Source organism: Pseudomonas sp. GM80, assembly GCF_000282515.1.
In the GTDB taxonomy this organism is placed as follows: Bacteria; Pseudomonadota; Gammaproteobacteria; order Pseudomonadales; family Pseudomonadaceae; genus Aquipseudomonas.
This window is the reverse complement of sequence record NZ_AKJD01000064.1, coordinates 56846-80577: the sequence shown is the minus strand read 5'-3', so window position 1 is coordinate 80577 and position 23732 is coordinate 56846. Positions and strand designations below refer to the sequence as shown.

Annotated in this window: 16 protein-coding genes and 1 pseudogene; 5 read left to right on the top strand and 12 right to left on the bottom strand. The window is 51.7% G+C overall.

Annotated elements, in window-relative coordinates; all coding sequences use genetic code 11:
• Positions 1-96: 96 nt before the first annotated feature.
• From PMI37_RS11265 to PMI37_RS31855, 5 genes are all read right to left on the bottom strand, one after another.
• On the bottom strand, positions 97-1485 hold the full coding sequence (locus PMI37_RS11265; RefSeq protein WP_008080804.1) for a restriction endonuclease subunit S: 1389 nt from the start codon (positions 1483-1485) through the stop codon (positions 97-99).
• Positions 1482-3461, bottom strand: coding sequence for a type I restriction-modification system subunit M (locus PMI37_RS11260; RefSeq protein WP_008080794.1), 1980 nt, complete (start codon positions 3459-3461; stop codon positions 1482-1484). The genes PMI37_RS11265 and PMI37_RS11260 overlap by 4 nt, the downstream gene beginning before the upstream one ends.
• Positions 3462-3592: 131 nt before the next feature.
• Positions 3593-4987: a nucleotidyltransferase domain-containing protein gene (locus tag PMI37_RS11255; RefSeq protein ID WP_008080793.1), complete on the bottom strand. Its 1395-nt coding sequence runs from the start codon at positions 4985-4987 to the stop codon at positions 3593-3595.
• Positions 4988-5701: 714 nt separating this feature from the next.
• Positions 5702-6682 (bottom strand): hypothetical protein, encoded by a 981-nt coding sequence (locus PMI37_RS11250; protein WP_008080791.1) that lies wholly within the window; start codon positions 6680-6682, stop codon positions 5702-5704.
• Between the two features lie 179 nt (positions 6683-6861).
• Positions 6862-7185: a hypothetical protein gene (locus PMI37_RS31855; protein WP_008080789.1), complete on the bottom strand. Its 324-nt coding sequence runs from the start codon at positions 7183-7185 to the stop codon at positions 6862-6864.
• A 1081-nt stretch (positions 7186-8266) separates the two neighbouring features.
• On the opposite strand from PMI37_RS31855, the pseudogene PMI37_RS11240 reads away from it, so the two are divergent.
• The 3 genes and pseudogenes from PMI37_RS11240 to PMI37_RS32230 all read left to right on the top strand — a co-directional run.
• Positions 8267-8638, top strand: a pseudogene (locus PMI37_RS11240) (siphovirus Gp157 family protein); the annotation flags it as partial.
• 232 nt (positions 8639-8870) lie between these two features.
• A complete protein-coding gene (locus tag PMI37_RS11235; protein WP_008080784.1) occupies positions 8871-9350 on the top strand; it encodes a hypothetical protein in 480 nt (159 codons plus the stop codon).
• A gap of 227 nt (positions 9351-9577) precedes the next feature.
• Positions 9578-9742: a hypothetical protein gene (locus PMI37_RS32230; RefSeq protein WP_238552701.1), complete on the top strand. Its 165-nt coding sequence runs from the start codon at positions 9578-9580 to the stop codon at positions 9740-9742.
• A 98-nt stretch (positions 9743-9840) separates the two neighbouring features.
• Here PMI37_RS32230 and PMI37_RS11225 read toward each other — a convergent pair whose 3' ends face one another.
• The 5 genes from PMI37_RS11225 to PMI37_RS11205 form a co-directional block, all read right to left on the bottom strand.
• Positions 9841-10356, bottom strand: coding sequence for a hypothetical protein (locus tag PMI37_RS11225; protein WP_157173082.1), 516 nt, complete (start codon positions 10354-10356; stop codon positions 9841-9843).
• Between the two features lie 582 nt (positions 10357-10938).
• Entirely contained in the window at positions 10939-13065 is a 2127-nt protein-coding gene (locus tag PMI37_RS11220; protein ID WP_008080781.1) for a TonB-dependent siderophore receptor, read from the bottom strand.
• Between the two features lie 266 nt (positions 13066-13331).
• The gene (locus PMI37_RS11215) at positions 13332-13697 is read right to left on the bottom strand and encodes a DUF6124 family protein (protein ID WP_008080780.1); all 366 of its coding nucleotides are present in this window, start codon (positions 13695-13697) and stop codon (positions 13332-13334) included.
• Between the two features lie 185 nt (positions 13698-13882).
• A complete protein-coding gene (locus PMI37_RS11210) occupies positions 13883-14248 on the bottom strand; it encodes a DUF6124 family protein (protein ID WP_008080779.1) in 366 nt (121 codons plus the stop codon).
• Between the two features lie 545 nt (positions 14249-14793).
• Complete coding sequence (locus PMI37_RS11205) at positions 14794-19119, bottom strand: NACHT domain-containing protein (RefSeq protein WP_008080777.1); 4326 nt, start codon at positions 19117-19119, stop codon at positions 14794-14796.
• A gap of 379 nt (positions 19120-19498) precedes the next feature.
• On the opposite strand from PMI37_RS11205, the gene PMI37_RS31850 reads away from it, so the two are divergent.
• The gene (locus PMI37_RS31850) at positions 19499-20929 is read left to right on the top strand and encodes a HEPN domain-containing protein (RefSeq protein ID WP_008080775.1); all 1431 of its coding nucleotides are present in this window, start codon (positions 19499-19501) and stop codon (positions 20927-20929) included.
• 717 nt (positions 20930-21646) lie between these two features.
• Here the strand turns inward: PMI37_RS31850 and PMI37_RS11200 are convergent.
• A complete protein-coding gene (locus tag PMI37_RS11200) occupies positions 21647-21904 on the bottom strand; it encodes a DUF3630 family protein (RefSeq protein ID WP_008080773.1) in 258 nt (85 codons plus the stop codon).
• Positions 21905-22075: 171 nt separating this feature from the next.
• Positions 22076-22606, bottom strand: coding sequence for a glyoxalase superfamily protein (locus PMI37_RS11195; protein WP_008080772.1), 531 nt, complete (start codon positions 22604-22606; stop codon positions 22076-22078).
• A 420-nt stretch (positions 22607-23026) separates the two neighbouring features.
• Between PMI37_RS11195 and PMI37_RS11185 the strand changes: the two genes are divergently transcribed.
• On the top strand, positions 23027-23629 hold the full coding sequence (locus PMI37_RS11185; protein ID WP_008080770.1) for a hypothetical protein: 603 nt from the start codon (positions 23027-23029) through the stop codon (positions 23627-23629).
• Positions 23630-23732 lie beyond the last annotated feature (103 nt).

The window sequence follows — 23732 nt, the reverse complement described above, 5'->3', positions numbered from 1 at the left end:
GGCGGTCGTAGCCGCTGGCCGTGCCGACTAGCCAGCCTTGGGCGGCCAAGGTGTCGATAATGTCCTGCTGAAATTGCGCTTCCCTGCTGTCTGCCATTACACGGCCTCAAATTCTAATTCGGGGGAACGCACTCTTCCCGATGGCTGCCAGCCGCGCACGTCGATTTTGCCGGTAACGGCCGCGGAGATTAGGGCGGAGCGGCGCTCTTGGAGAAGCGCTATCGCGCGTTGTGCTTCTGAAAGCAACGAGTCAATCATTTCGGTTTCTTGGATCAAATATTCGGCGATGATTTTCTGCTCGTCCTGCGGCGGCATCGGCACAATAATCCTGCGTATGTCTTCAACGTTTATTCGCTTGAAGGTCGAACCGATCATCAGGTTATCAAGCTGTACCATAACGACCGGTGAACGCAAAACAGCCTGCAAGTAATCACTTGAAAGCCATTGGCATTGTTTTTTCAGTACACACACGTCCTGACCCATAGCAAACGGAGGATGCCAATCAGCGACTTGTGCCACCTCTCCAACCGTAGCGTTACGACTGAATATTAAATCGCCCGCAACAAGCTCTCGACCGCCCTCAATAAGCTGCCGGTAAAATACTTCCGTGGTCTGCTTTGCGTTATCGAGAGCGACATACCGACTCTGTACCTCACGAATACTCGCGAGAGGAATCCCATCGTCCACAAACTCAGCTGTGATGTGTTTGCAGTCGGTTACTGACCAAAACCACTTCAGGCTGGCCACTACCCAATGCGCCGGCACCTCACCTAGCCATTCCACGCCGGAGTCTTTCATCGGCACCGTGGGATCGAGGCCTTTGGTGACGGCATGGGAGATTACGGCCTGACGCTTCTCCTTGAGCAGTTCGATTAGGCGCTGCTGCACTTCGATCAGCGCGTCGATGCGGCCGGTTTCGTGGTCGAGGAAGCGGGCGATTTGGGTTTGTTCGACTCGCAAAGGAAAGCAAAACCGTTCCTGCAAGTAGGACTCCGCATCGAGATTCTGGATGCCAGTAACCTGCTTCACCGAAGGATAGTTAACCCTGCCGTGGTAGAGAGTGCCGAAGGAATAACAAAGAAACTGGCTATCAAAGTCCGATAGAGGTCGCATTCTCGCCACGAAGTTTGAAGTAATCGCCTCAAATTCATGACGAAACAAAACGACACAGCCAACCAGCGTTTTTTCTCCACCCCCAGACTTCTCGATCAGCAAATCACCTGACTTAATCAAACGCGACTGTTTTTCTTTTGTAGTGATGCTTCGGTAAGTAAGCTTATCTAGTCCAACAGTCGAAAAAGAACGCTCGAAGTCAGCAACCCGGATGACTGCAATATCATTCTCGCCATCAGGCTCATCGCCCCATAAGCCGTTTACGCACCCATCCACCGTACGTTTTAGTGAATAAACTGGCCAATGCTGCGGCACTTCGCCCAGCCACTCCACGCCCGATTCCTTGTAAGCCGAATACGCTGGAAACGTCATGCCGACAGCCCTTCGATCATCTGCTTGATACGGTCGGTGCAGGCTTTCAGATCGCTATCGATAGCGGTCAGCGAGCGCGGTGGCTGGAACACGTAGAAGTGACGGTTAAAGGGAATCTCAAAACCGACAATGCCGACCTCACCGTCCTGCGCATCCGTCTTGCTTTCGTCGATCCATGCATCCGGCATATGGGGGATCACTTCGCGCTGGAAGTAATCGTACACTGACTCCCCCAATGGCACGTTTTCATTATCGCGCAAGCCGGCATCCGCTTCCGGCTGGCCTTTGGTCATGCAGATGTCCGCCTCGGCGTCACGCTCGCTTAGGGCATTGAGCAGGGCTTTCAGCTCCGGTGCACTTACGCTGATGTTCTGCGCGGCCAAAGCTTTTTTAAGCAGCATACTGAACTCCTCGCGGTTGCGGTGCAGCACGCTAGCTTCGATGGTTTGCAAGGCTTCGACCAGTTGTTGCTGGGCCGCGCTGTTAAGTTTTTCGATGGCTTTCTCTTCCAGCACCTTGCGGATGCGCTCGGCACTGGTCTGGAAGTTGAGGCGTAGCGGACGTTCGACGGTGATGCGCCGGTAGCCGAAGGCGTCAACGGGGAAGATCTTGCTCTGCGCGTTTTGCTCGAAGCTACCATACAGGCGCACTAACTCGCTGATTTGATCCTCGCTAATGTACGAGCGCTTGCTGCCCAGCGACTTGCGCATTTTGGCGAAGTGCTGGCTGCCGTCGATTAACTGCACCTTGCCCTGGCGCGCAACGGCCTTGTGGTTGTTGAGTAGCCACACATAGGTGGCAATGCCAGTGTTGTAGAACATGTCCGTCGGCAGCGCAACGATGGCTTCGACCAGATCGTTCTGCAGCAGATAGCGGCGAATCTCCGACTCACCTGAACCCGCACCACCGGTAAACAGCGGAGAGCCGTTAAGGATGATGCCGATGCGCGAGCCACCGTCGCGCGGATCACGCATCTTGCTGACCAAGTGCAGGAGGAACAGCAGTGAGCCGTCGGACACCCGTGGCAAGCCAGGTCCGAAGCGACCGTCGAAACCCTTGTGGCTGTGCTCGTCAATGATCTGCTTTTGCACCTTCTTCCACTCCACACCAAACGGCGGGTTGCTGAGCATAAAGTCGAAGTGCTTGCCGGCTAGTTGGTCGTTGGACAGGGTGTTGCCGAGCTTGATGCTTGCCACGTCCTGGCCCTTGATCAGCATGTCCGCTTTGCAGATTGCGTAAGATTCAGGGTTGAGCTCCTGGCCGTGAAGAGACACGCTGACCTTTTCACTTATGGACTGAATGTACTCGTCACCCTCGGACAGAAAGCCGCCGGTGCCGGCGGTCGGGTCGTAGATGGTGACGATGCTGTTGGGCGCGAGCTTGTGGTCCTGGTCGGTGATCACCAGCGAGGTGGTAAGGTGCACGATATCGCGCGGGGTGAAGTGCTCACCTGCGGTTTCGTTGGAGCTTTCGGCGAACTTGCGGATCAACTCTTCGAAGATGATGCCCATGCCGAAGTTGCTGATGCGCTCTGGGCTCAGGTCGGTGGCAGCAAACCGTTGCACCACCTGATAGAGCAGGTTGGCGCTAGCCAGCTGCTGACCGAAGTCCTCGAAGTGGAAATGTTCGAATATCTCGCGGGCGTCCTTGCTGAAGGACTGCACGTAGCTCATCAGGTCTGCCGAGGTCTGGGTGTCGGACAGAGTGCCCAGGGTCAGCGGCGAGGCGTTGAAGAACTGCAGGCCACCTGCTGCACGCAGCATATACATTTCACGTACGGTGTCTGGGCGGCCTTCCTGGGCGTAGGACTCGCGAATCACGGCATCCTTGGTCGACGCCAGCACACACTCCATGCGTCGCAACAGGGTGAACGGCAGGATGATGCGGCCGTACTGAGACTGCTTGAAATCACCACGCAGCAGGTCGGCAATTGACCAGAGAAAGGCAGCCGTCTGGGAATGATTTTCCGTATTCACGCAATAACACCTTGGAGTAAGAGCAAAAGCGCAAGTCTAACACTCAAGGGTGCCTATCAGGATCGTCCGCTTTTGGCCGATTGCTGTCCGCTGCGAAGGGCAGCAGTCGGCCAAAAGCGGACTCTGTGTTGTTAGGGGAATGCTCGGGTCAAGTTGTCTTGATCTAATCTTAATTTGGCGAATTCATCTTTGGATGCGATTGTGATATCTAGCGCCTCATCCTCGTATCTTGTGCATCCCCTTAAGCCTGCTTCGAGTGCAATCATTGCTGCTTTCGCAGCGGCGTCCTTGTATACAATCATGATGTCAATGTCATTGTGTGATTTCTGGCGTAGGTAGGATCCAAAAAGGTATACCTCGGTGCCAGCAGCAGGGCGGAGTGCTTGAACCGCACCTCCAAGTCTTTCTATGCGAGTTTTCCTGTCGCCACTGGTTAGGTAATTAAGATACTTTTCGCCAGTCAGCCGAATTGCCCCCATGAACTCACCCAGCATGAAAAGACCTATCCCTTTTTGAATGCACAGTGCTTTGGCGGATGGGGCGTATTGTCCTGATGGGCATGAGCAAATTATTGCGTCAATACCTGGGTCGATTTCTGTGACTTTGTCTAGCGTGTGCTCGGTGAAGTAGTAAGTATTGGTGACAAAAACTTTCAACATTCGACCGTCCAGCAAATCTACTATCATTGTAGATTTGTTGAGCTCTTCGAGCTTGCTAATATAGTTGTGGTTACCTAAAAATCTTTTGATAAAGGTTTGGATTTGATTGTGTCGGAATTCAAGTTCTTCGTCTTTGATTGCTTCTATTGATGGCGTGGGAATGCCGAGTTTCGCCTTGATGAAATGGTCAAATTCAATGGGGAATGTTTTGTATTCACTAATTTTTTTATCGCTCAGGCAATTATCCTGAAAAGCGTCGGCATGCATTTTATACCTGAGCATTTGTTTGTACGGTTCCCATGGGTAACCATATTTATATTTGCTGCTTTCAATCAAATTTATTATTTTTCGATTGTTTGGAATTAAAGTATCAAGACTTCGAAGTCGCCAGGTTTCTAAGGCATCCCCAGAGTCGCTATTGATAACCAGGTCGGAATATGGGCCATATTCTTCGAAGATGGTTCGGTTTTCTTCGAGTAGATCATTAACTGCTTGTAGAAGGTGGTCCTCATCTGGGAATTTTGGCGAGGTGAATAATGCGGAAATTTTTTCGGCGTGTTGGGTCTTCCAGGTTAGAATTTCTTCTACTGGGTACTGAGACTGAAGCTCATCGATGATTTTATGGCATGCCAAACAAAGCATGATGAGGTTGTCAAACCCATCTTTGTCAATTTGTTCAGCTAATTCGTGTTCACTGCGAGGGCCGTCAGCGCCGTGACCTATTATATGAGCCACATTAGCCAAGCTAACGTTTTTACCCCCGCTTTCTGCGAAAAGCAACTTATTGCAGTCAGGTCTCTGGCAGTACCCGCCGCATTGAGACCACAGTTTACGGGTAATGTTAGTTGGGAGTGATTTCCTAGTCATAAACAGTCCTTAAACTCTATTCGATAAAGCGCCAGCCTAATTCGGCAAAAATTTTTAGTCTTGCTTTTAAACTGCAAAAACAAACATGCTTGGAGGGGCGCTAAATTGTCCTGCTTGCGTTGATTTGAGCAGACATTGCCCTCTTGCCCTCAAGAAGCGTATCCGCTTAGCGCAGGAAGCACTGTGCCAAGATAAGTGCTTCGATTGAGTTTAAGCAAGTGTGCCGGGGGACGAGGACGTGAGGATGGTACAAAAATTGGTATTTGAGGGAGCCATCAAGGTTGTAGGCTATGAAATCAAGGCCTGTAAAAGACGACTGACCAATCCGTCACATGGTACTCGGCCACTGCACATCCTCGATACTGTGCGTTATCTGAGGTCGGGCTGCTGGGAAGGTCTGCTTCTGGCCGATTCTGTTGAAAAAGTCGGCCATGGTTGCCACGGCAGAAGAGTACGCGCCTGAGATTGAAATCTTTACTTTGGGCAGAGGCTTCCAGGCTCAGATTTCACGTAGCAGCGTGTAAAAAAGGCGTTTTCACCGGCCAATATTCAGGCCATTTGGGCGAACCGACTTTTTCAACAGAATCGGCCGATAGCGGACATTCATGAGAAAAAAATGGGGGACTTAGCCTACGAAAACCAGACTATTCTTTACTTTGCGCACTCCATTTTCTTTGGTCATCATTGGCAACGATCAAGTGCCTGCCAATGGCGCTATTTTTGGACTCCATCAAAAGAAAATCCGACCACGTTTACTTGGCCGGCGTACTTAAATTTGCTTATCTCTTCGTACGAAGCTTTTACTGATAGGCAAAGGTAATCAAGAAGTAAGCACTTTTCTTGTGAGCTAAGCTCTGCCGGGGTTACCAAACTCAACGGGGTGGCGTGCAATAGTCTGCTAGTAAATGCATAGAGAAATTTATACTGAGACGCCATTCCTAGCTTTGATGCTCGATCCGCCCAATTCCAGCGCGGAGCTTTTTCTAAAAACTCAGGCTCGAGTAGCGGGTTGATATCGGCGGGCATTGACCTCAAAAGTTCCGCCATATGCTCGTTTAATATTTTGATGCGCGCCTCATGATGTGGAATAGCATCACTCTCAATGAGGTGTGCTTGATAGGCATAGCCGTTACGCTTCGCCTGTTGAGCGTAGATCGAAAATGCAGACCTCGCCTTTAAGTCAACTTTTTCCGCACAAGCTTTTACGCAATTACTAATAATGGCGAGTCTTTCATCCCTTGTTGTATTTTCATCAACCAAATCAACAATTGAATCAAAGTCCGGCTCATCTTCTGACTCAAGCTGCTTGAATAGTTCGATTTCTTCTCGCGCCTTTGCAATCGCCTGCATCTGACTGTCTAGCTGCTGTTGCAAAAGCTGTCGATAAAACACCAACCCATAATATTTATCTTGGTTAAATAACTTTAGCCAAATTAAATTCTCAAATGCATTGCGCGCAATGGCAATGACAAAAACATCCTGTTCAAGTCCGACGAGCTTGATGATCTGCTGAAATTTTTCTATTGTGCCAAGTTGGGCTTTCAAGACCCAGGTTTCTGGTTTTATTTTGTGGTCTGGGCCTGAAAGCTGAATCCATTGTAGCTGGCCGTTCAGCTTCGCTTCTGTTAGCTCGGCCTGGTCATTTACTAATGCAAGTAGCTCCCCCGCTAGAAGCGCTTCTCTATGCTCACTCATTTTGCAATACTAACTTCTCAAAAATATTAATACTGTAATTTGGCGCCGACCACTTCAAGCCGGCTACATTAAGTGATGAAATAGCTGCTGTCGCCCCAATATTCCATCGCCAAACTGTGTTATTGCAACGGCACTTTCTAGTCGTTGCTTTTTACGAAACCAGAGCTGCTTGCCGTGTACTAATCCATATCAGGATGAATGGTGCGGTAATATTCATTGACCACAGCTCTATACCTTTCCAAGAGGTAATCATAGCCAAGAGCGCTTTGCCCAAACCAGTAGCTAACGCCTTCATATTCAAAATAGAAAGTGAGGCCATCATCCTCATCTCGAAGATCTTCCAATGGGCGCCATACTGCTTTGTGAAGCTCGATCCTACAGTTTGGAGGGGCAGAATAGGTTTCAATGACTTCCCTACTGCGACCTGGCAAGAGAATGCGTTCAGGGCCGTAGCCGCTGGTCAGCGTAGCGACGTAAAACAAAGCTTGATCGTGTGACTTCATTCTGTTAGCAACTCCTTGTAAAAACGTAAATAAGACTAGGCGCAATGCTGATCGGGGCTAGTCATCGACAGCGATGATTATGATGCCGTTATGACATCGTCTCGCGCAACATCGACTTCCAGCCATCTCGATTGATAGGAATCGCGAAATACTAGTCGCGTCGTGATAGGTAGCTTTTGGACGAGTGAACCGCCCCGGGTTTTATAGACGCTCTTGGTGTCAGTTTTTGGCCGGTAGCAGTCGCCTGCCGACGTCCGCTTTTGGCAGTGTCCTGCCTATTACGGCTGACCAGGTTGGTTGCAAATCTCACTTCAGATGAAAATCGCTTTCCATCAAGCGCAGTCTCTCGATTGCAGCTTGAAGTCTAGGGCGATTTGAGCCTACCCAGAACGCCAAATAACCGGCCAAATTCGTTTCCGCAAATAAGTGTCCACCCCTTGATTTCAGAGGCCTCCAGAGCATTAATGAATACCGCCTAGCGGAAACGAATACAAGGTAAGGCATTGAAATATAAAGATTAATCTTCGGACTTGAAAACCGTCGACTGTAACAGGTCCATGAGTTCGAATCCCATCGCCTCCGCCATATTTGGTACCGACAAAGCCCTGATTATTCAGGGCTTTGTCGTTTCTGGGGTTTGGAAATCTTCTCCCGATAGCTAACGTGCTCTATAGCTCGACCTGCTCCCCCCCCCTCCTACGGCATCCCGCCAAACGTAAAACACTCTTCATGAAACACGCTGCTCCGCGAGGTTCTTTCTCGGAGAAAACCCAATGCCTAATTCAGGTCTGCTCCCATCCCTGCTTTAAAAAAGCAAAGAAAACCAGCTCGCCCTCACAGTGAACCGATCTCCTATAGCGCTTTCCCTGCCGCCGAATCCGCTTGCGCCCCGGACAGATCGCACCCTGATGCGGACGAAAATTCGGACTACTTCCGTTTCTTTGCGTCTCGGTAATAGCTATCGCACGTGACTTCCAACAAATCTTTGTCGGCCTCGGTGCGAGTACGCAAAACGGCGTCTTCAACTTCTGTTTTGTACGTCTGCTGGGTGGCAATCTCACGAATGTCATCGGCCATTTGAGTCGAACGACTGAACGAGCTGAAGCGCGTAAAGAAAAACAGCGTTACGCAGATCAGTGACTACCTCCGCCGGAACATGGAGGCCGCGGCGATCAAGTCGATCAAGCGCCCGCTGTTCACGATCACATTGGCCTTGGCGCCGGAAAAGGTGATCGTCGACAAGGAGGACGAGATCCCAGATGACTTTATCGAAACGAAAACCGTGTTCGCCCCTGACAAAAAGTCGATTGCGGCAAAGCTCAAGGAAATCCGCGACCACAACGACGCCGTGCGCAAGCGCATGGACGCCGGCGAAGACGCGGAGCATGAACTGCTACCGGAACCGGTGTGGGCTCATCTTGAGCGCGACGAAAGCTCGATCCGGATCAAGTGAGGACAGCATGATCAGCAATCACCGCAACCTCGTGGAGCAACACCGGCCACAGGCCTAGGCGATATCGGACAAGATTGCGTGGTACCTGGACGCCGGCGGGCGGATCGACCAATTGAAAAGTCCGCCGCGAAATCCTCTGCCGCCGCCACGCTCGAAAAAAATAGAACCTGAAACGGTACTCAAGCGGCGCCCGAAGCCGATATCGGCAGCCGATCGTAAGGCTCTGCGCAAAATGCACGGACGCGATAGAAAGTCGAAACGCAAACCCAACAACGGTTTCGCCCGGGCTGAACGCAGTTGCCAGGCGCTGCTGCGCACCAACCACGTCGCGGTGGTGAACATCGACCCGAGCGGAGCCCAGATCATGGCGAACTGGAAGAGCTGCCGGCAGATCCGCAGTCTGGCGATCGCCAACGCGATCTTCGATTTCTCCTGCCGCTGGACGATCTACATCGCCGCCATGTGTCGCGACGAGCGCGGCGCCGAGTACATCAAGTCGGTGGAGATCTCGCCGGATGGCATCTACAAGGTCGAGCGCCTGACTGATGCCATCGAGCATTACTACCTCGATCTGCGCAACAGCGCGAACCCGGCACATCTGGTCGCATCAGGCTGGATCGCCATTCCGGATGAAGTATCGATGGATGAAGCCGAAACGGCGAAGCTGTTCTACGCCGCCGGTGCCTGGCATCAGGTGAAGGTAGCTGCGTGAGACGTTCCAGACCCCAACAACGCAAACGACAGACCTGGCTGGACTTGCCGGCTAGCGGATTTGAAGAGGTAGGCCATGGCCAAGACTGGAAAAGAGCGATCGGCGAAGGCCGCGGAGAAGCGGATCGAATACGATGAGAAAGAGTTGCGACACCGATTACGACTGGTACACGGCAGTTGCTTGAAGACCTAATGTCCTAGAACGATATCGAGGAAATAAGCGAGGGCGTGCAGAACCTGATTTTAAACGCTCGTGCGCTCGGGCCGACCTTGTCGTTTCAAGCGATGGAAATTCCGCGCCATAAAGTGCAAATAAGCGAAAACGTGGCGCGGATGTTTCAAAAGAAGAGCTTGGCCGAGTTGAAACGAGATCTTGGCGATGATGCTCACTAGATGGAAAATTCGCCCCAAAATTTAGATCCGCGATTTTCCTACTTAAATTAAATTTGACCATCAGCAAATTTACTCCGACCAAAACTCCCTTCTAGCCATTACTGCTGAAGGGGCGGAAGCTTTATTGTAGATCTGAGTGGAACCATGGCATCACGAGTTAATGAACCATCTACTTCTTTTACTGTAGCAGCTCCACTCCCGTAGACATCGGCGGTCAGAATATAGCACTGATCTATAGCTTTCCCTCTCGCAACACCAATACTGCCGCTATCAGCAAACACCTTGACTAAGTCTCTTTTTTGCTGAGCAGTCAGTTCCAAGCCTTTTACTTTATCAAGAACCTCTGCAGACTTCAGAGTACCTGACTCGTCAAATTTGAAAGACGAATTAGCAACCGTCAACTCTGTAACACAGTGCGTATATACAGCCATAATCTCTGGCAAACATATGCCAACATCAGCATCTCTATAGTAATAGACGCTGTAACCTGCATTACACTTATTGGTTTTAGAGTCTTCACCAAGCACTGCCACTTGTCTCGGCAAGATATATGAGCAACCAGATAGCAAAATCAGTGAGCAGATTGTCGCAAAAACAAACATTCCATATCTCATCTTCTTCGCTCCTACAAGGATGATGGCCAAAAAATACTACTAGGCCATCACTACTATAGATCAGCCTGACTGAACCGCATCGGCGGGAGCTTTATTTTATCAACTGTTGCTATTACCCCAGCGACCGTGGGCTTCACACAACGCCGGACAGATCAGTGAACCGGTTTACCCAGTCCAAATAGGTGGCGAGATCGATGATCTGACGCAAGCAGAAGACCTTGTCCAGCTTCACTGATTCGTCTGCTCTGTAAGCCCATGGCGGCCTCCTGCCAGTGTGAGTTGAGGCGTAGATACACCACCGGGTGACGTGCCGGCCAGCGAAATTGAAGAGGTGGGCCATGGCCAAGAACAATGCAGAATTGCAGAAGGACTAGCGCGCCAAGGAGAACGCGCTGCTCGATCGGATCGGCGCCGAGAAGCGCTCGTTCACAGTTTTCGAGAGCACTTGATGAAGCGCTACAGATCCTCGGCGAGCTCAATAGCTTCGAGGAATGGCAGGAGACGAGCGCAACCTTCATCCTGGACCTGGCCGCGACGTACCCTGAGGAATCGGAGCACTACAGCGTTCACCAACACTCCAAGCTACAAGCTATAGGAAATACCAACCTGCACTGTCCGCGGCGCCCCCGGATAGGCGTAGACGTTACCGAATGCGCCCTCTTCATAGTCACGATCAAAGAGGTTTTTCACGTCAAGATTGAGCCGTACCTGGTCATTGATCTTGTAGAAGCTAAGCAGGTCGACAACGGTGTAGCTGCCCATGGAAAACGCGGTGTTGGCGGTTTGTCCGGCGCGCTCGTCGACGTACTTGAGCCCGGTGCCCAAGCCCAGCCCTTTGAGGGTGCCGTCCTGGAACTCATACATGTTCAGCAGGCTGAAGCTGTTTTTCGGGATGTTCATCAGTCGCGTGCCAGAGCGCAGTACATTGTCTTTGGTCACTTCGGCATCGACATAGGCGTAGCCGCCAATCACGCGCCATTCGGGCGTCAGGTTGCCGGCAACGTTGACGTCGAAACCACGGCTGCGTACCTCACCGGCCGCAACGCTGAAGGTTGAATCAACAGGGTCGGTGGTCAACACGTTGCGCTTGTCGATTTGATAGACCGCCGCGTCGACACTCAACTGCTGATCCAGCGCTTCCCACTTGATCCCCATTTCGTAAGACTTGCCTTTCTCCGGCTCGAACCCACCGCCCTGGCGACTGGCGCCGGTGTTCGGCTTGAAGGAGCGAGCGGTGTCAGCATAAACCGCCAATGTGTCGGTCAAGTCGTAGGTGACGCCGATGCGCGGCGTCACCGCATTGTCACTCGCCTGCCAACTCTTGGCGCCGGGCACGTAGGTTTCGTAGTCATGTTCGAAGCGTTCGAAACGCGCTCCGGCCAGCACTTTCAGTTTGTCGGTCAACGCCACCTGATCCTGCACGAACGCGGCATACGTCTTGAGGTTTTCCTTGTCGTGAGTCGGCGTGCGGGTGAGTGCCGGACGCGGCTGGCCGTACACCGGCTCGAAGATGTCGATCGGATAGGCCCCGACGGCTCCGCTGGAGCGTTGAATGATCGACTTGTAGTCGTAATCCTCATACTCGATGCCGGTAAGCAAGGTGTGCTGCAAACCTGCGGTATCGAAATGCCCGGTCAGATTGAGCTGGGTATCCTTGTCGGTCCACTCCAGCTTGCGATAGTTGAAATTGCGCCCCAGGGTGCGGCCGTCAGCGGCAATACCGTTGGCCTCGATGGCGTTGCCCTTGAGCGATCCGTCGAGCCACTGAAAACCGCCGCCCAGGGTCCAGTCGTCGTTGAGCATGTGCTCGAAACGCAGTTGCGCCATGTTGTTGTCGTTATGCAGTTTGCCAGCGTCTTTTTCGCCAAAAAAACTGTCGCGCGAGGCGGTACCTGTCTGTTTCGCGTAGCGGGTAACGCCTCGATCCAGAGGCGCGTTGTTGCGCATGAAATCGCCTTCGAAAACCAGCTTGGTCGCATCGGTTGCCTGCCAGGTGAGCACCGGCGCGATGCCGTAGCGCTCGGTTTCGACGTGATCGCGAAAGGTGTCGCCGCCCTCGCCCACTACGTTCAGCCGATAGGCCAGACGACCTTCCTCGTCGAGCGGACCGGAAGCGTCCAGCGTGCCGCGCTTCATGCCCTGATCGTTGAGCTGGCTACCCAGGGTGACGGTGCGCTCGGGCAACGGCTGCTTGGACACCACGTTGAAGGTACCGCCAGGATCACCCCGACCGTAAAGCATGGTGGCCGGGCCGCGCAGCACTTCGAGGCGTTCAATGGTGTTGGCATCCGGCATGTTCGGATAGCCGCGGTTGATCGGAAAACCGTTGCGATAAAACTCGCCGGTGGTGAAGCCACGCACGGTGAACGTGGTCAGGCCCTGACCACCAAAATTGTTCGCCCGCCCAACGCCCCCGGCGTAATCGAGCGCGTCCTGCAAACGGGTGGCGCCCAGATCCTCGACCGCGTCTTTCGAAACAACACTGATCGATTGCGGGGTTTCGTGGATCGACGTGTCGGTGCGTGTGGCACTGGCTGAGCGAGTCGCCCGATAACCCTGCACCGGGCCGTCCGCCCTTTCGTAATTCGCAGTACCGATAACATCGGTTGCGTCCAACTCCAGCGTTGAGGGAGATCCCTCCGTTTGTTCAGCCCAAGAGGCAGGCGACAACACTTGCAGCACACAAATGGAAAGCAGGGTACGACGCATGAAGAGAGAAACCTTTACGAATAGGCCAATACAGGGAGTAAATCCGCCAAAAACTCCCGCGCATGCTATACAAACCCATTCGCAATTAACACAAATTCCCATTAACGCTTGAATGGCCATTGTTCATTGACAGTACTCTGCATCACACCCAAAAAAGGGAGACGGATTTATTTCAGACAATAAACCCGTCCCCCTTTTGCGCGTTGTTTTCGTGGCTAGGGACCTCGCACCCTAGCCACTTATTCCGAATCCACCAGGCACAAAACCTAGGCCGGCTGCTTCAACTCGACGTTATCCAACGCCTTGTTCACCGCCAACTCCCCCAACATCACCACCTGCGCAATCCCCAACAACGTATTGCGATTCGGCCCTTCCAGCATCCCGGCAAAATCACCGAGCATCACCGTTGCCGAGGCCAAAGACTCACAGGCATTGACCAACAACGTTTCAGTGTCGGATTGCGGGTTGACCATGAACAAAGTGCTGGGGCTGTACGGCGTCGCCATGATCTTCTCAGGCGCAAGATAATGATCAAGCGCCCGCTCTGCCGCCGCATGAAGCTTTCTCGAATCGAATGATTCATACGGCGACGCCGGATCTGTCACCGGCGGACTGTTAGTGGTTTCGGACATCAACTGAAACTCCACAAGCGCCCATCAAGGCACTCCAAAAGAAATATGAATCCCCACCCTGTAGGAGCTGCCGCAGGCTGCGATCCCTTGATCTGCTCTTCAACAATCAAAAACAAATCAAAAGATCGCAGCCTACGGCAGCTCCTACACAGAGTTTCGCGGCCTAGCCGTCAATGACGCAGCGCTTAGTTCGGCAAGCGGCGGCCATCCAGGACTCGATTCACCATCAACTCACTCAGCATGATCACCTGATGCAGCATCAGCATGGTTCGGCGTTGTGAGTTGTCGACGACATCGCTCATGTCACGTGCCATGTCACTGGCGGCGGCCAATGACTCGCAGGCTTCGAGGAGCAGAGTTTCTTCGTCCACGGCGGGATCGATGAGGAAGATCTTGCTGGTTTTGCGGGATGGGATTGAGAGCTTCAGTGAGCCGGGGTTGAGATAAAAGTTGATGGCGCGGTCAGTCGCCTCTCTTATCTTTTGAGGCTCGAGGGTTGGGTCGTACGGGATCGGATCGGCGTCCGGTGGGTTTGGGGTAACTTTGAACATAGATGAAGCTCCTAACACTATTAATGGAGGCTTCACCCTTTCGCTACCAAACGAAGGGTGGCGGCCATGCAGAGGTTGGTAGACCGGGTGTTAGGCTCCGGCGCGCCCTAGGACGCCCTATACATGGCCACCATAATCGAGCGAGAAATCTCGACGACAGTGGGCTGTACAACTAACACCGGGCTACCAAACCCGATCACTGTTTTTCAGTGACGGGGAAACGATATAGCCCGCTGCATAGTCGTGTATGCCGGCGGATTCTGGCGTACGCGTAGGCAACGGCGCAAGGCGTTGTAGCCTTTGTGGCGTAACGGGTTGTGTAATTTAAACGCGCTTGCCGAGTTATGTTTATTCGAGGGAAATGCCTGATTTTTTCCTGGTTTTCTCGTACAAACCATTACTGATTCAGCCCGAAGCCACCCTTATTGAAGGGCCGCTTTCGGCCAAAAGCAGTCGGTCAGAAGAAGGGATTTAGGCCTAATACTAGCATTCAGTACTACTATTTTATTCCAGACAGAGGTACGCATACCTGCTTTAGCGTTCTCTTATGTTGCCTTGGCCTGATTATTCTTTATCGTCTTGACGGCAGCCATACCGCCTCGCGTGGTCAAGTCGATTCCAATGACCTCAATGTCCTCTATATTGGGAAAATTAGGGGATAATAAAATCCACTGTTGCCGCAGTTCATCGATAAGATCCTTAAAGGCAACCTTCTTTTTCCCAGGAAGACTCCAACTTTTTTTACCGCCATGGTTGACAAGTAAAAAAACTCCGCAGCTCGAGCGGACGTCACGTAGGTAATCTCGTCCAAGCTGATTTTCTAGCCGCTCAATCAATTCGGCTCCAGTCCATTTATCCGCAAGCTTGAGCTCCACAGGCACTGGGGCATCAAAACTGACGCCATGGACTCTAAAATCTGGGCGTTTATCGTCCGCTAGCTGCTCCTCTTGTGGGATGGCGTAGCGCCCAGCCGCACGATCTCTCAACCAATTTCCGATGTATTTTCGGATGGTGTTCTCTTGTTCAGCTAGTAACAGAATTTCCGCGATGCTCGAATCGCCATCCTCGAGGTCGTGCTTCAAATCGTTAAGCCGTTCAACCGCAAGATTCCAAAGTTGACGATGTGTGGAAGGGATCCTTTCCAAGTAGCAGTGGAAGTCTATGACCATCTCTGGCTGCCAAGGAGGTGTTCGAGAATCGGCTGTCGCTTTCTGCTGAGCATAAAATGCGCTCCAAGGGCGAAGCATCTCTGCTGGGTGGGCCTTGGCGATTTCCATCAGGGCAAGGAATGCTTGTTTGCCAGGAGTCTCCCTAATGAACGCTAGAAGCCCATCACGGGCATGCTGAGCATCATCCCGAAGTCCGGGTGAATAGACCCCTGTGCTTGCGCGGTCAATGTCATCTGCAATATGTACATATCTATGGATCAGCAGGTACAACGTCTTAGCATGTTCAACAGTTTTGTAGCTCTGGCGGCAGCGACTAGCTGTTCGGCTGCCTACGAGAGCTTTGAGAGTGAGCATGGCGAATTTCGCCTTTTCCTCATCAGATGACAGAGAGTCGATACGAGATGCCAATGCTGTTATAGCCGCAGAGGGTTGCGCTCCAACCCACACTGCATACCAAATAGGTGCGATATCAGGATTGCTCTCTCCCAAGGCATGCCTGCAAGCTAGCGCGCCTAGCAAGTCATCATTGATCGACGAATCTTGAACGATGCTGAGCGCAAGCTGGAGAGACTCAATATGTTTGATAGGTTGTTCTAGCCGAGCCATGAGTGGAGCAGCTAGTTCCTCATACATCCAGTCTCCACCCCAGCGCAACCTTTGCAGGACGCGATTTCCGCTAGTGTCCAAATCCAAGCCATCTAGCTCATATTGGATTTCATGAGCCACAATTTCTTGCACTGGTCGCGGATGAAGTGCGAATAGCTTGGGAAGCCATTCCGGAAAGCCATTTAGTTCAAGTAATCCATAACGAGCTGCGTTCCGAGCGTCTTCTGCGGACATATGTGCAAACACAGAAGGTTCTTCTCTATTCTCAATAGCGAGACCTGTGAGTCCCAGAATCACCTGATATGGGGTCGAATTGGCAGCAGCCCCCTCTGAGGGCAACGTTGGGCAATAGCCCCGCCAGAAGCCAACAGCGCCGTTTCGAAACGCTTGAGCAACCGGTAAGCCGAACTCGGCAATGAGCGAGGGCCAATCACCGCTGCTCCATGTATTTGAGGATGATGAGCTCTCACGCATGCGATCCAGCAGGTAAGCTTGGTTTTTAGTCATCACACCCTGCTCAGGGCTATTAATCAGAGCTACGTTAGTAGCGAGACCTACTTGCCAAGAACGACGGTGTTCTGCCTCTTCGGCATGTCGTCGAGCGGCTTTTTCTTTCCACTCAGCCGATTTTAATTCCCACTCCTCAATCCCTTGCTTCGGTGGATTCAAGAGATTTTCGAGGCGCGCGCGAAGATCGGCGTGGCACTCGGTAGCTTGCCTGAGCTGAGTTATCCAAGAAGAAGGTTTCGCGTGCTCGGTGTAGATATTAAAAGCCATGCTTAGCGCCATAAGGCGGTCTTGCATATCCGTGAGACTCGCGATTTGCTCGCAGACAAAGCTGAAGTTTTCTTTGTTCAACGACCAGAATGGTTGGAACCCCAGCAACTGACCGACGTGTGTAACGGGTTCGCGATGCACCCGACTATTACGAGCTACATTGACGTCATACCAGAACAGTCTGTAATCGAGTTCTGGCCACGTAGGCACGATCTCTTGCAGCTTCTGTCTAAGCCCTTGGATATCTCGTTCATCATAAACATGTGCCTGAGCCAACTTGCTTAGAATCGCGAGCACCGATTCGTTGAGCGCAAATAGGTCGCGCGCTTTCAACAAACGAAGTACCGATATGCCAGCGACCTCTGCAAGCCAACCAAATACCTTCGAGATAGAATTGAAACCATGCTCTTCAAATGGAGGCTTCTCCAATAGCAAGCCAAGGCCGTGAATAAATGCTGGAAGTTGTTCCAGAGGACAATCAGATGCTAAAGACGACAGCTTCTTCGTTAAATTATCGCTACCGCTCAAGTGTTCCTTTTCAATTGTTCTCTCAATCGCTTTTAGAAGCCAAGGTAGCCAGTCGCTGTTGAGCGAAAGTCCCTCAATCATCTCAGCCAACCATTCCCGATCGACGTTGGAGGGTCCTTCCAAAAGCGCCAGACGCACATCCGCGACATCCTGGGATGTTCCCAGGTCGATGACTGCACGTATAGCAGCCAAACGAGTGTATTTTTGCGTAGCGCTGAGCGCGAATTGTTTTACTTCCTCAAGCGAATCTATCACTTCGCCGTGCCAAACCATTCGCAACAGAAACCAGACGATGTCATCGTTGGTACGATAAAGCCTCAATAGCTCGTTGATGTCCTCTGCAAGATCGTGATGCGCAAATCGCTGGACTGCCGAATAGTCGGTAATCGTCCAATTGTGAGCTGGCTGAGCTAACTGCTCGCAAGCCTTGCGAAGAATATTCTGGCGGGTACTCAACGGGAGCTGACCAGGATCGCCTCCTTCAAAAAAGACTTCCGGAGCTAGGTCCTCTAGCCGCGTACGGATTCGCTCGTCCAAAAGTGCTAGCCACGGCAACACATGACGCATTGAAGGATTGATCACCTGCAGCCCGTACTGAGTAAGAAAGAACAAGTTCTCGATTTTTACTCTCGAGGCGGCGCCGCGGATAAGGTTATTGAGCCATTCTGCCGTTAGGTATTCCCGGACGGTACGATGGTGAAATCGTACGGTTCCATAAATGCCAGGTTCGAAAATAGGTCTACTCAGCAAGGCTCCGGCATCCGTGTCATTCCAACCCTTCAGTATTGAGCGAACGGAAATTCCTGTTTTATTAGCCTCACCGTCAGGGACACATATTGTCGACATCTGTCCCAAAGTTGTCGCAGCAGCGAGGAGGCGTGCTCCCTCACGCAGTTTTTCTGGAGCAATTGGCTTAAACTCGGCGCGATTCTGATCGCGCTCCTCAAGTCGACGATTGATGCTGCTCTTCATCAACTCCAACCTTGTGCCTATTCGCTCGTGTTCATGCCAGAAATCGACAAGCTCCAAGAAATCCAATGGGCGGGTAGTTAGCGATTCCGCTTCTTTACGCTCTACAGCGGTGCGGAATGCCTTTACATCTTGGACGCCAGTCGCCTCTAGGAAGCGATCAATCTGCTCACCATGAATATCGTCCAACGTCACCACGAGAAACGATGCCCCAAGCTCTGCTTCACTTGCTGTCGCTTGTACAACACCATCAAGATCATCTGCTGTTGCTGGAATTGCTTGACGAACCCGGGCCTCAAACTCAAAGGCCTTCTCGCAAATCGCTAGATCCGTGCTTGCGCGCCAGGCCGTGCTACGCCCTGTGATAAGAATATGCGCCTTAGCTCCAATGGTCTTGATCGACCGCCCAAGCTTACGGATTGCCCGCTCAAATTCTCTTGGATCACCCAACCGGGCCTCGTCAACTGAGTCCAGGAGCAGCCATCCTTCGGTGTCTGAAGTAAGCCAGCGTTCGAATTCATCGAATGTCCCTTCCTCGAAGGCATCTTCAAATTCGGACATGATGTTTTCGATCCGTAGAAAGAAAGCGCTTTTCTCTTCTCTTCGGAGTTGACGGGTAACATTTCGAATTTCAGCCGTCTTGCCTGAGCCCGCCTCGGACAGCAGTATTACTCGGTGGTAGCTGAGCAAATCTGGCCAGTGGAGCTCCCCGCTTGTTCGGGTCCTAACGCTCAGGTCCGCATCGTCAGAAACATCGCCATCCATGAGAATTTTGGAAAAAGTTCGATCAAGATCAATGAAGGCTTCCGAATGCCTAGTCATAGCGGGTCTCAAAACGGGTCAGGTGCAGTCCCGGCGCGGGCCGCAGCAGCTTTGCCATCCTACCTGATTTCCCAATCCAATCGATTAGAAGTAAGTACCTCCTAGGTGCTACGTTGGAACGCACTATGGATCAAAATGGTTGTTTGCGAACGGCCGCTTTTGGCCTGCGCGTCTCTGGTTCGTCAGATGGCGAACACTGCCACTTGTCTAGGCATGCAGCGTATGAAGGAGATCGAAACGACCTTTTTTGTTCCTGCATTAGTCGCGTTGGAGAAATCAGTAGGGCAGTCGACGTGCGCCTCTTTACTGGCTACCTTGAGGTCTCGCTGAGTAGCCTGCCAAGCCTACAAGCACCCAAACATGACAAACAGGGTTCGTTATGGATAGCAAGACGATTAAGGAAAGCGGCTACTTTTGGTGGCGAAATGAGCCGATTCCTGAGGACGATATTGTCCCGGAGTCAGCAGTAGCAGGTGACTTGATAATTACTGATGACGGACGAATAAGCATTGAGCTGCATGGGTATTTACCTTCAGCGGATCACCCGATGTCCAGAATTTTTGTGGGGTCGGGAAATTCATGCCCTGATATTGAAGGCCGGCTCAAAAACTCAAGCGAGCATGTGCTATTGACGGACGTCTATACCCAAGGAGGCAAAGCATCCTTCGGTGGTATTTCTTATGAAAACTATGGAGCAACAAATTGCTTAATTGGTTCTAAACCGCTCCCCGAATCGAAAGGGGAGATAATGTTTGATGGTCTTTCAATTCCGCTGACTGGATTTGAGGACTGGCTAGGCTTGGGCTCCATTGAAACGAGTAGAACAAAAAGAAAGCTAGTAGCAACCCACAAGACACAGAAAAATATCAAATACACACTAGAAGATAGCAGTACTATATCAGTAGAGTTTGACTTGCTTGCTCCAATGTTCGGTAATCAAAAAAATCACGCAATAAACATCGCTGAGAAAATCAGCTTTAAGTATCTATCCAGACTTAAAAAAACATCCTCGGAGCTTAAAAAGTACTTTTTCTCTATCACTGATTTTTTCTTAATTTTAACTGGTTCAGACTATAACATGGAGTGGCCATCTCTAACGATAGGCCGCACTGCAAGCAACACTAAATCATATAGGTTTTATTTTTTAAGATCTAGAAACTCAGCGGCTCCACCCACACGCCATAATTGCTTGTTAACATTTCCAACTATTCGAGAAGAATTTGGTCATCTTTTTCAACAGTGGCAAATTAAAAGGGAGGAATTAGGGCCCGGAATGAGCCTGTATTTAGGAACGCGCCGTGGCGTCGAGCTATACGTAGAGCATCGATTTGTTAATTTAATATGGGGGCTCGAATCGTTGCATCGCACACTGAATAAAGACGCGCCTCCCACGAAGCTAGAGCTGAAAGCTCAACGTATCATTGGGCAAATAACATTGGCCAAGGATCGAAAATGGTTGGAAGCTAAACTTGAGCATTCTACCGAGCCCTCTCTCGCTGAACGCTTGGTTGAATGTATAAAACTTTTGCCGTTAAATTTTCCAGCTGAATCACTTCGCGTTTTTTGTAACGAATGCGCTGGCAAACGTAATGACATTTCACATTTTGGAGGGCAGCGAGCGCCCGGAGGTTACGGAGATTTTCTAGGAAAAATCTACTCGCTAAACAATGCCCTTAGTAATATCTATCCCGCTATAATTCTGAAGCTTTGCGGAGTAAATGACTTGCTTTTACTCAATATGCTCTGCACTGGTCGCGCGTCCAGTAGAATCAAGTACACCCTCAACGAAGTGGGACTCCATATCAAGTAGCACGAACTAAATTGACCCTTCACAAAATTCTCAAAAACAGGAGGAACCAGGCAGATACCGCATAACAATTGACTCCTGCTTTGAAGTGCGGGCATCGTCACATGACAGTTACTGGCCTAGTCTCCGCCCGTTCCGAAGAGCAGCTATGGGTCGGAAGCAGTCGTTCCTGACTGTCCGCTTCTGGCCGAAAGCAGCCGCTCACAAACGACCGTTTCCGGCCAATAGCAGGCCATCAAGGGAGGTAGAATGCAAACGCCATTGAGTGCAAAAGGATGACAGCATTACTACTCTCAGACCTTCCGGATATCAGGTAGTGAAACAAAACACTATGGAATCTTGCCCACGCTGTGCTACAGCCAGACACGTCAGACCGAAAGGTATTCTGATTGGAGCAGCAAGCCCAAAAAAACGCTTCGATGGAGAAGAGAAAGCAGGCTACCGACGCCTGGATCAGCTAGCAGTTGATGAATGCAAGCCTGCCCTCCTGAACGCGGCACCGCTTGAGCAGCTAGTTGACGGATTTTACTGTGATCATTGCGGGGTGGGGTTTGTAACAAGTGATCTTCTACAAGGAGTCGAACGATCTTGAGCGATCGAGTTAGGCGGATAGCTGATATTAATGTGGGACAGCTTTCAGCCAAAAGCAGAGGGTACCTACAGGCAGAAATCGACCCACAGCTGCCATTTAGATCAATTGTTATCTTTGTTAGAGCGGGCTTACCCGCAAGTAGGCTGCTTGAGCAACGCACACATTCTTCGAGCGATCTCATCTGCGCCATCGGGAATGACCACTGAAATGCCTAAATAGTGTTCAAGGTGCAGGGTAAGCGTGTGTTCATCCACCACCAGATCCCAATAGCGCTGGTCCGGGCTATCGAGCCTCTCTTTCCAGCAACCGCCCAGCCCTTTCTCAAGAACCCGGGCCACGTCCTCGAAAAGCTTCCAGTCGGCTTCTTCTGATACTTCAATCCTCACTATGCGTCACCTCACCACCAACAGTCCTCCGATTTTGGTGGCTCCTGCAAATGGCCGCAATGGGTCGACACCTAGCGGTGGAGGATGACCGCTTCTGGCCGATTATTGCCCCCCACTAAGAGCAACAATCGAACCAAAGCGGACCAGGTCTCCCCAGCCCGCAAACCATGATCAGCTTTGGCAGAATCGAATTCGATTGCCAAATGGGTCATAAACCTCCAGAACCTGACCCCAGCCCTGTTGAACAATATCCGGACGTCCGTAGCCGTATCGTTTGCTCTGTAATTCGTCCCGGAGTAGTTCGATGTTTTGCATCGGGACGAATATCGTCGATCCCGGGCTCGCATCGCCATGATGTTCGGAAAGATGGAGCTGCAGACCGTTGCGGCTGATGCCCAGGTACAGCGGTAGATCCGCTTCGAACCGGTGCTCGAATTCGACGCTGAAACCAAGAAAATCAAGGTAGAACTCGCGCGCCTTGGTTTCGTCGAACATCCGCAATATCGGGATGGCTTTGTCGAATGTCATGGCGGGTTGGGTAACTTCCTGGGGAAGCATCGCTGACGCAGTGTTCCAGTCCTTGTAGCCCAACTGGTGCGCCACTGTTTCCAGGGCCGCGGAGTGACTCACTGTTTGATTGCGCGACTCCAGCGAAGCACGCAGCTTCTTGGCCATCTGCTTGGCTTGTTCGATTGAAAACATCGTTCCTCCTGTCGTCGAGGCATTTCGGTGCTCGCGTTGCCAAACCTCGACTCTCAAGAGATGCGACAGGATCTGGGAAGAGAAGCAATGCTTTCACCTTTCCTTTCGGAAGCGAGCGGCGGGCAGCATCAGCCCGCGCTGATGGTACATGGAAAGTCCGCTCCACACAGTGCAGATAAGTAAAAACGTGGCGCGGATGTTTCGCGATGAAAGTTTTTCCGAACTGAAGCGAGACCCGGGCGATGAGATGAAATGCTTCTTGGATGTAGACGATATTGCAGCGATCAGTTGGCTCTCAGAACGCCCGTGCGGCGCCCTCCCCCTGCTGTCGCTAACGGCCTAAACGATTTTTTTCACCTTTCCCGCAATGCTCCTTCTTTCCTGCGGTCTCTACCCTGACTTTGCAAAAGGACAGGCTCCATGTCGATACGCTTTACGCTCTGCCTGCTGACTCTGCCGTTGTTCGCAGGCTGCCAGTATTTCCCCCACACCGATTACTTCACCGCACCTGAAAACCAGCCCGACCCCGCTTGGATACGTATCGTCAATTTCACTCAGCACGCCGATCTGTACCAGTACGAAAACGGTAAGCGTTCGGGCGGCGTCATTCGCAGTGGGCCGCTTCCGTTCATCCACACGCAGGATGAAGGTATGCCCAAAGCAGGGCAAAACCTCACGTCGGACTATTACGAAACCCGGATCCGCCCCGGAATCGAAACGCACGTGGGTATATTCTGGGAGGGCGCACGCACGCAAACGTGCTCCGTCACAGCGAAGTTCACGCCGCAAGCCGGGCGCTTTTACCAGTTCAGGCTGACATCAGGTTCCGCAGGCACCTGTACGTTGTACCCGTCGCTGATCGAGCGCGACAAGGACGGAGACGGGTGGCATCTCACGCCAAACTCGCAGGTGACGTACAAGGGCGAAGGGCCGACGGCCAAAACCCATTACAACAATAGCCGCTTCGAGGATCCCGATTACCATCCACCTGCGGATCTCTATCCCGGCACAGACGTTTTATAAAGAGGCTGGCGAGCACAGGTTCAGCGCTGTAACACGACTAGAAATAATCGTTCATTGAATGTCAGTAATGACTGGAAAACGCTCGGTGAACGAGCATCAGAAG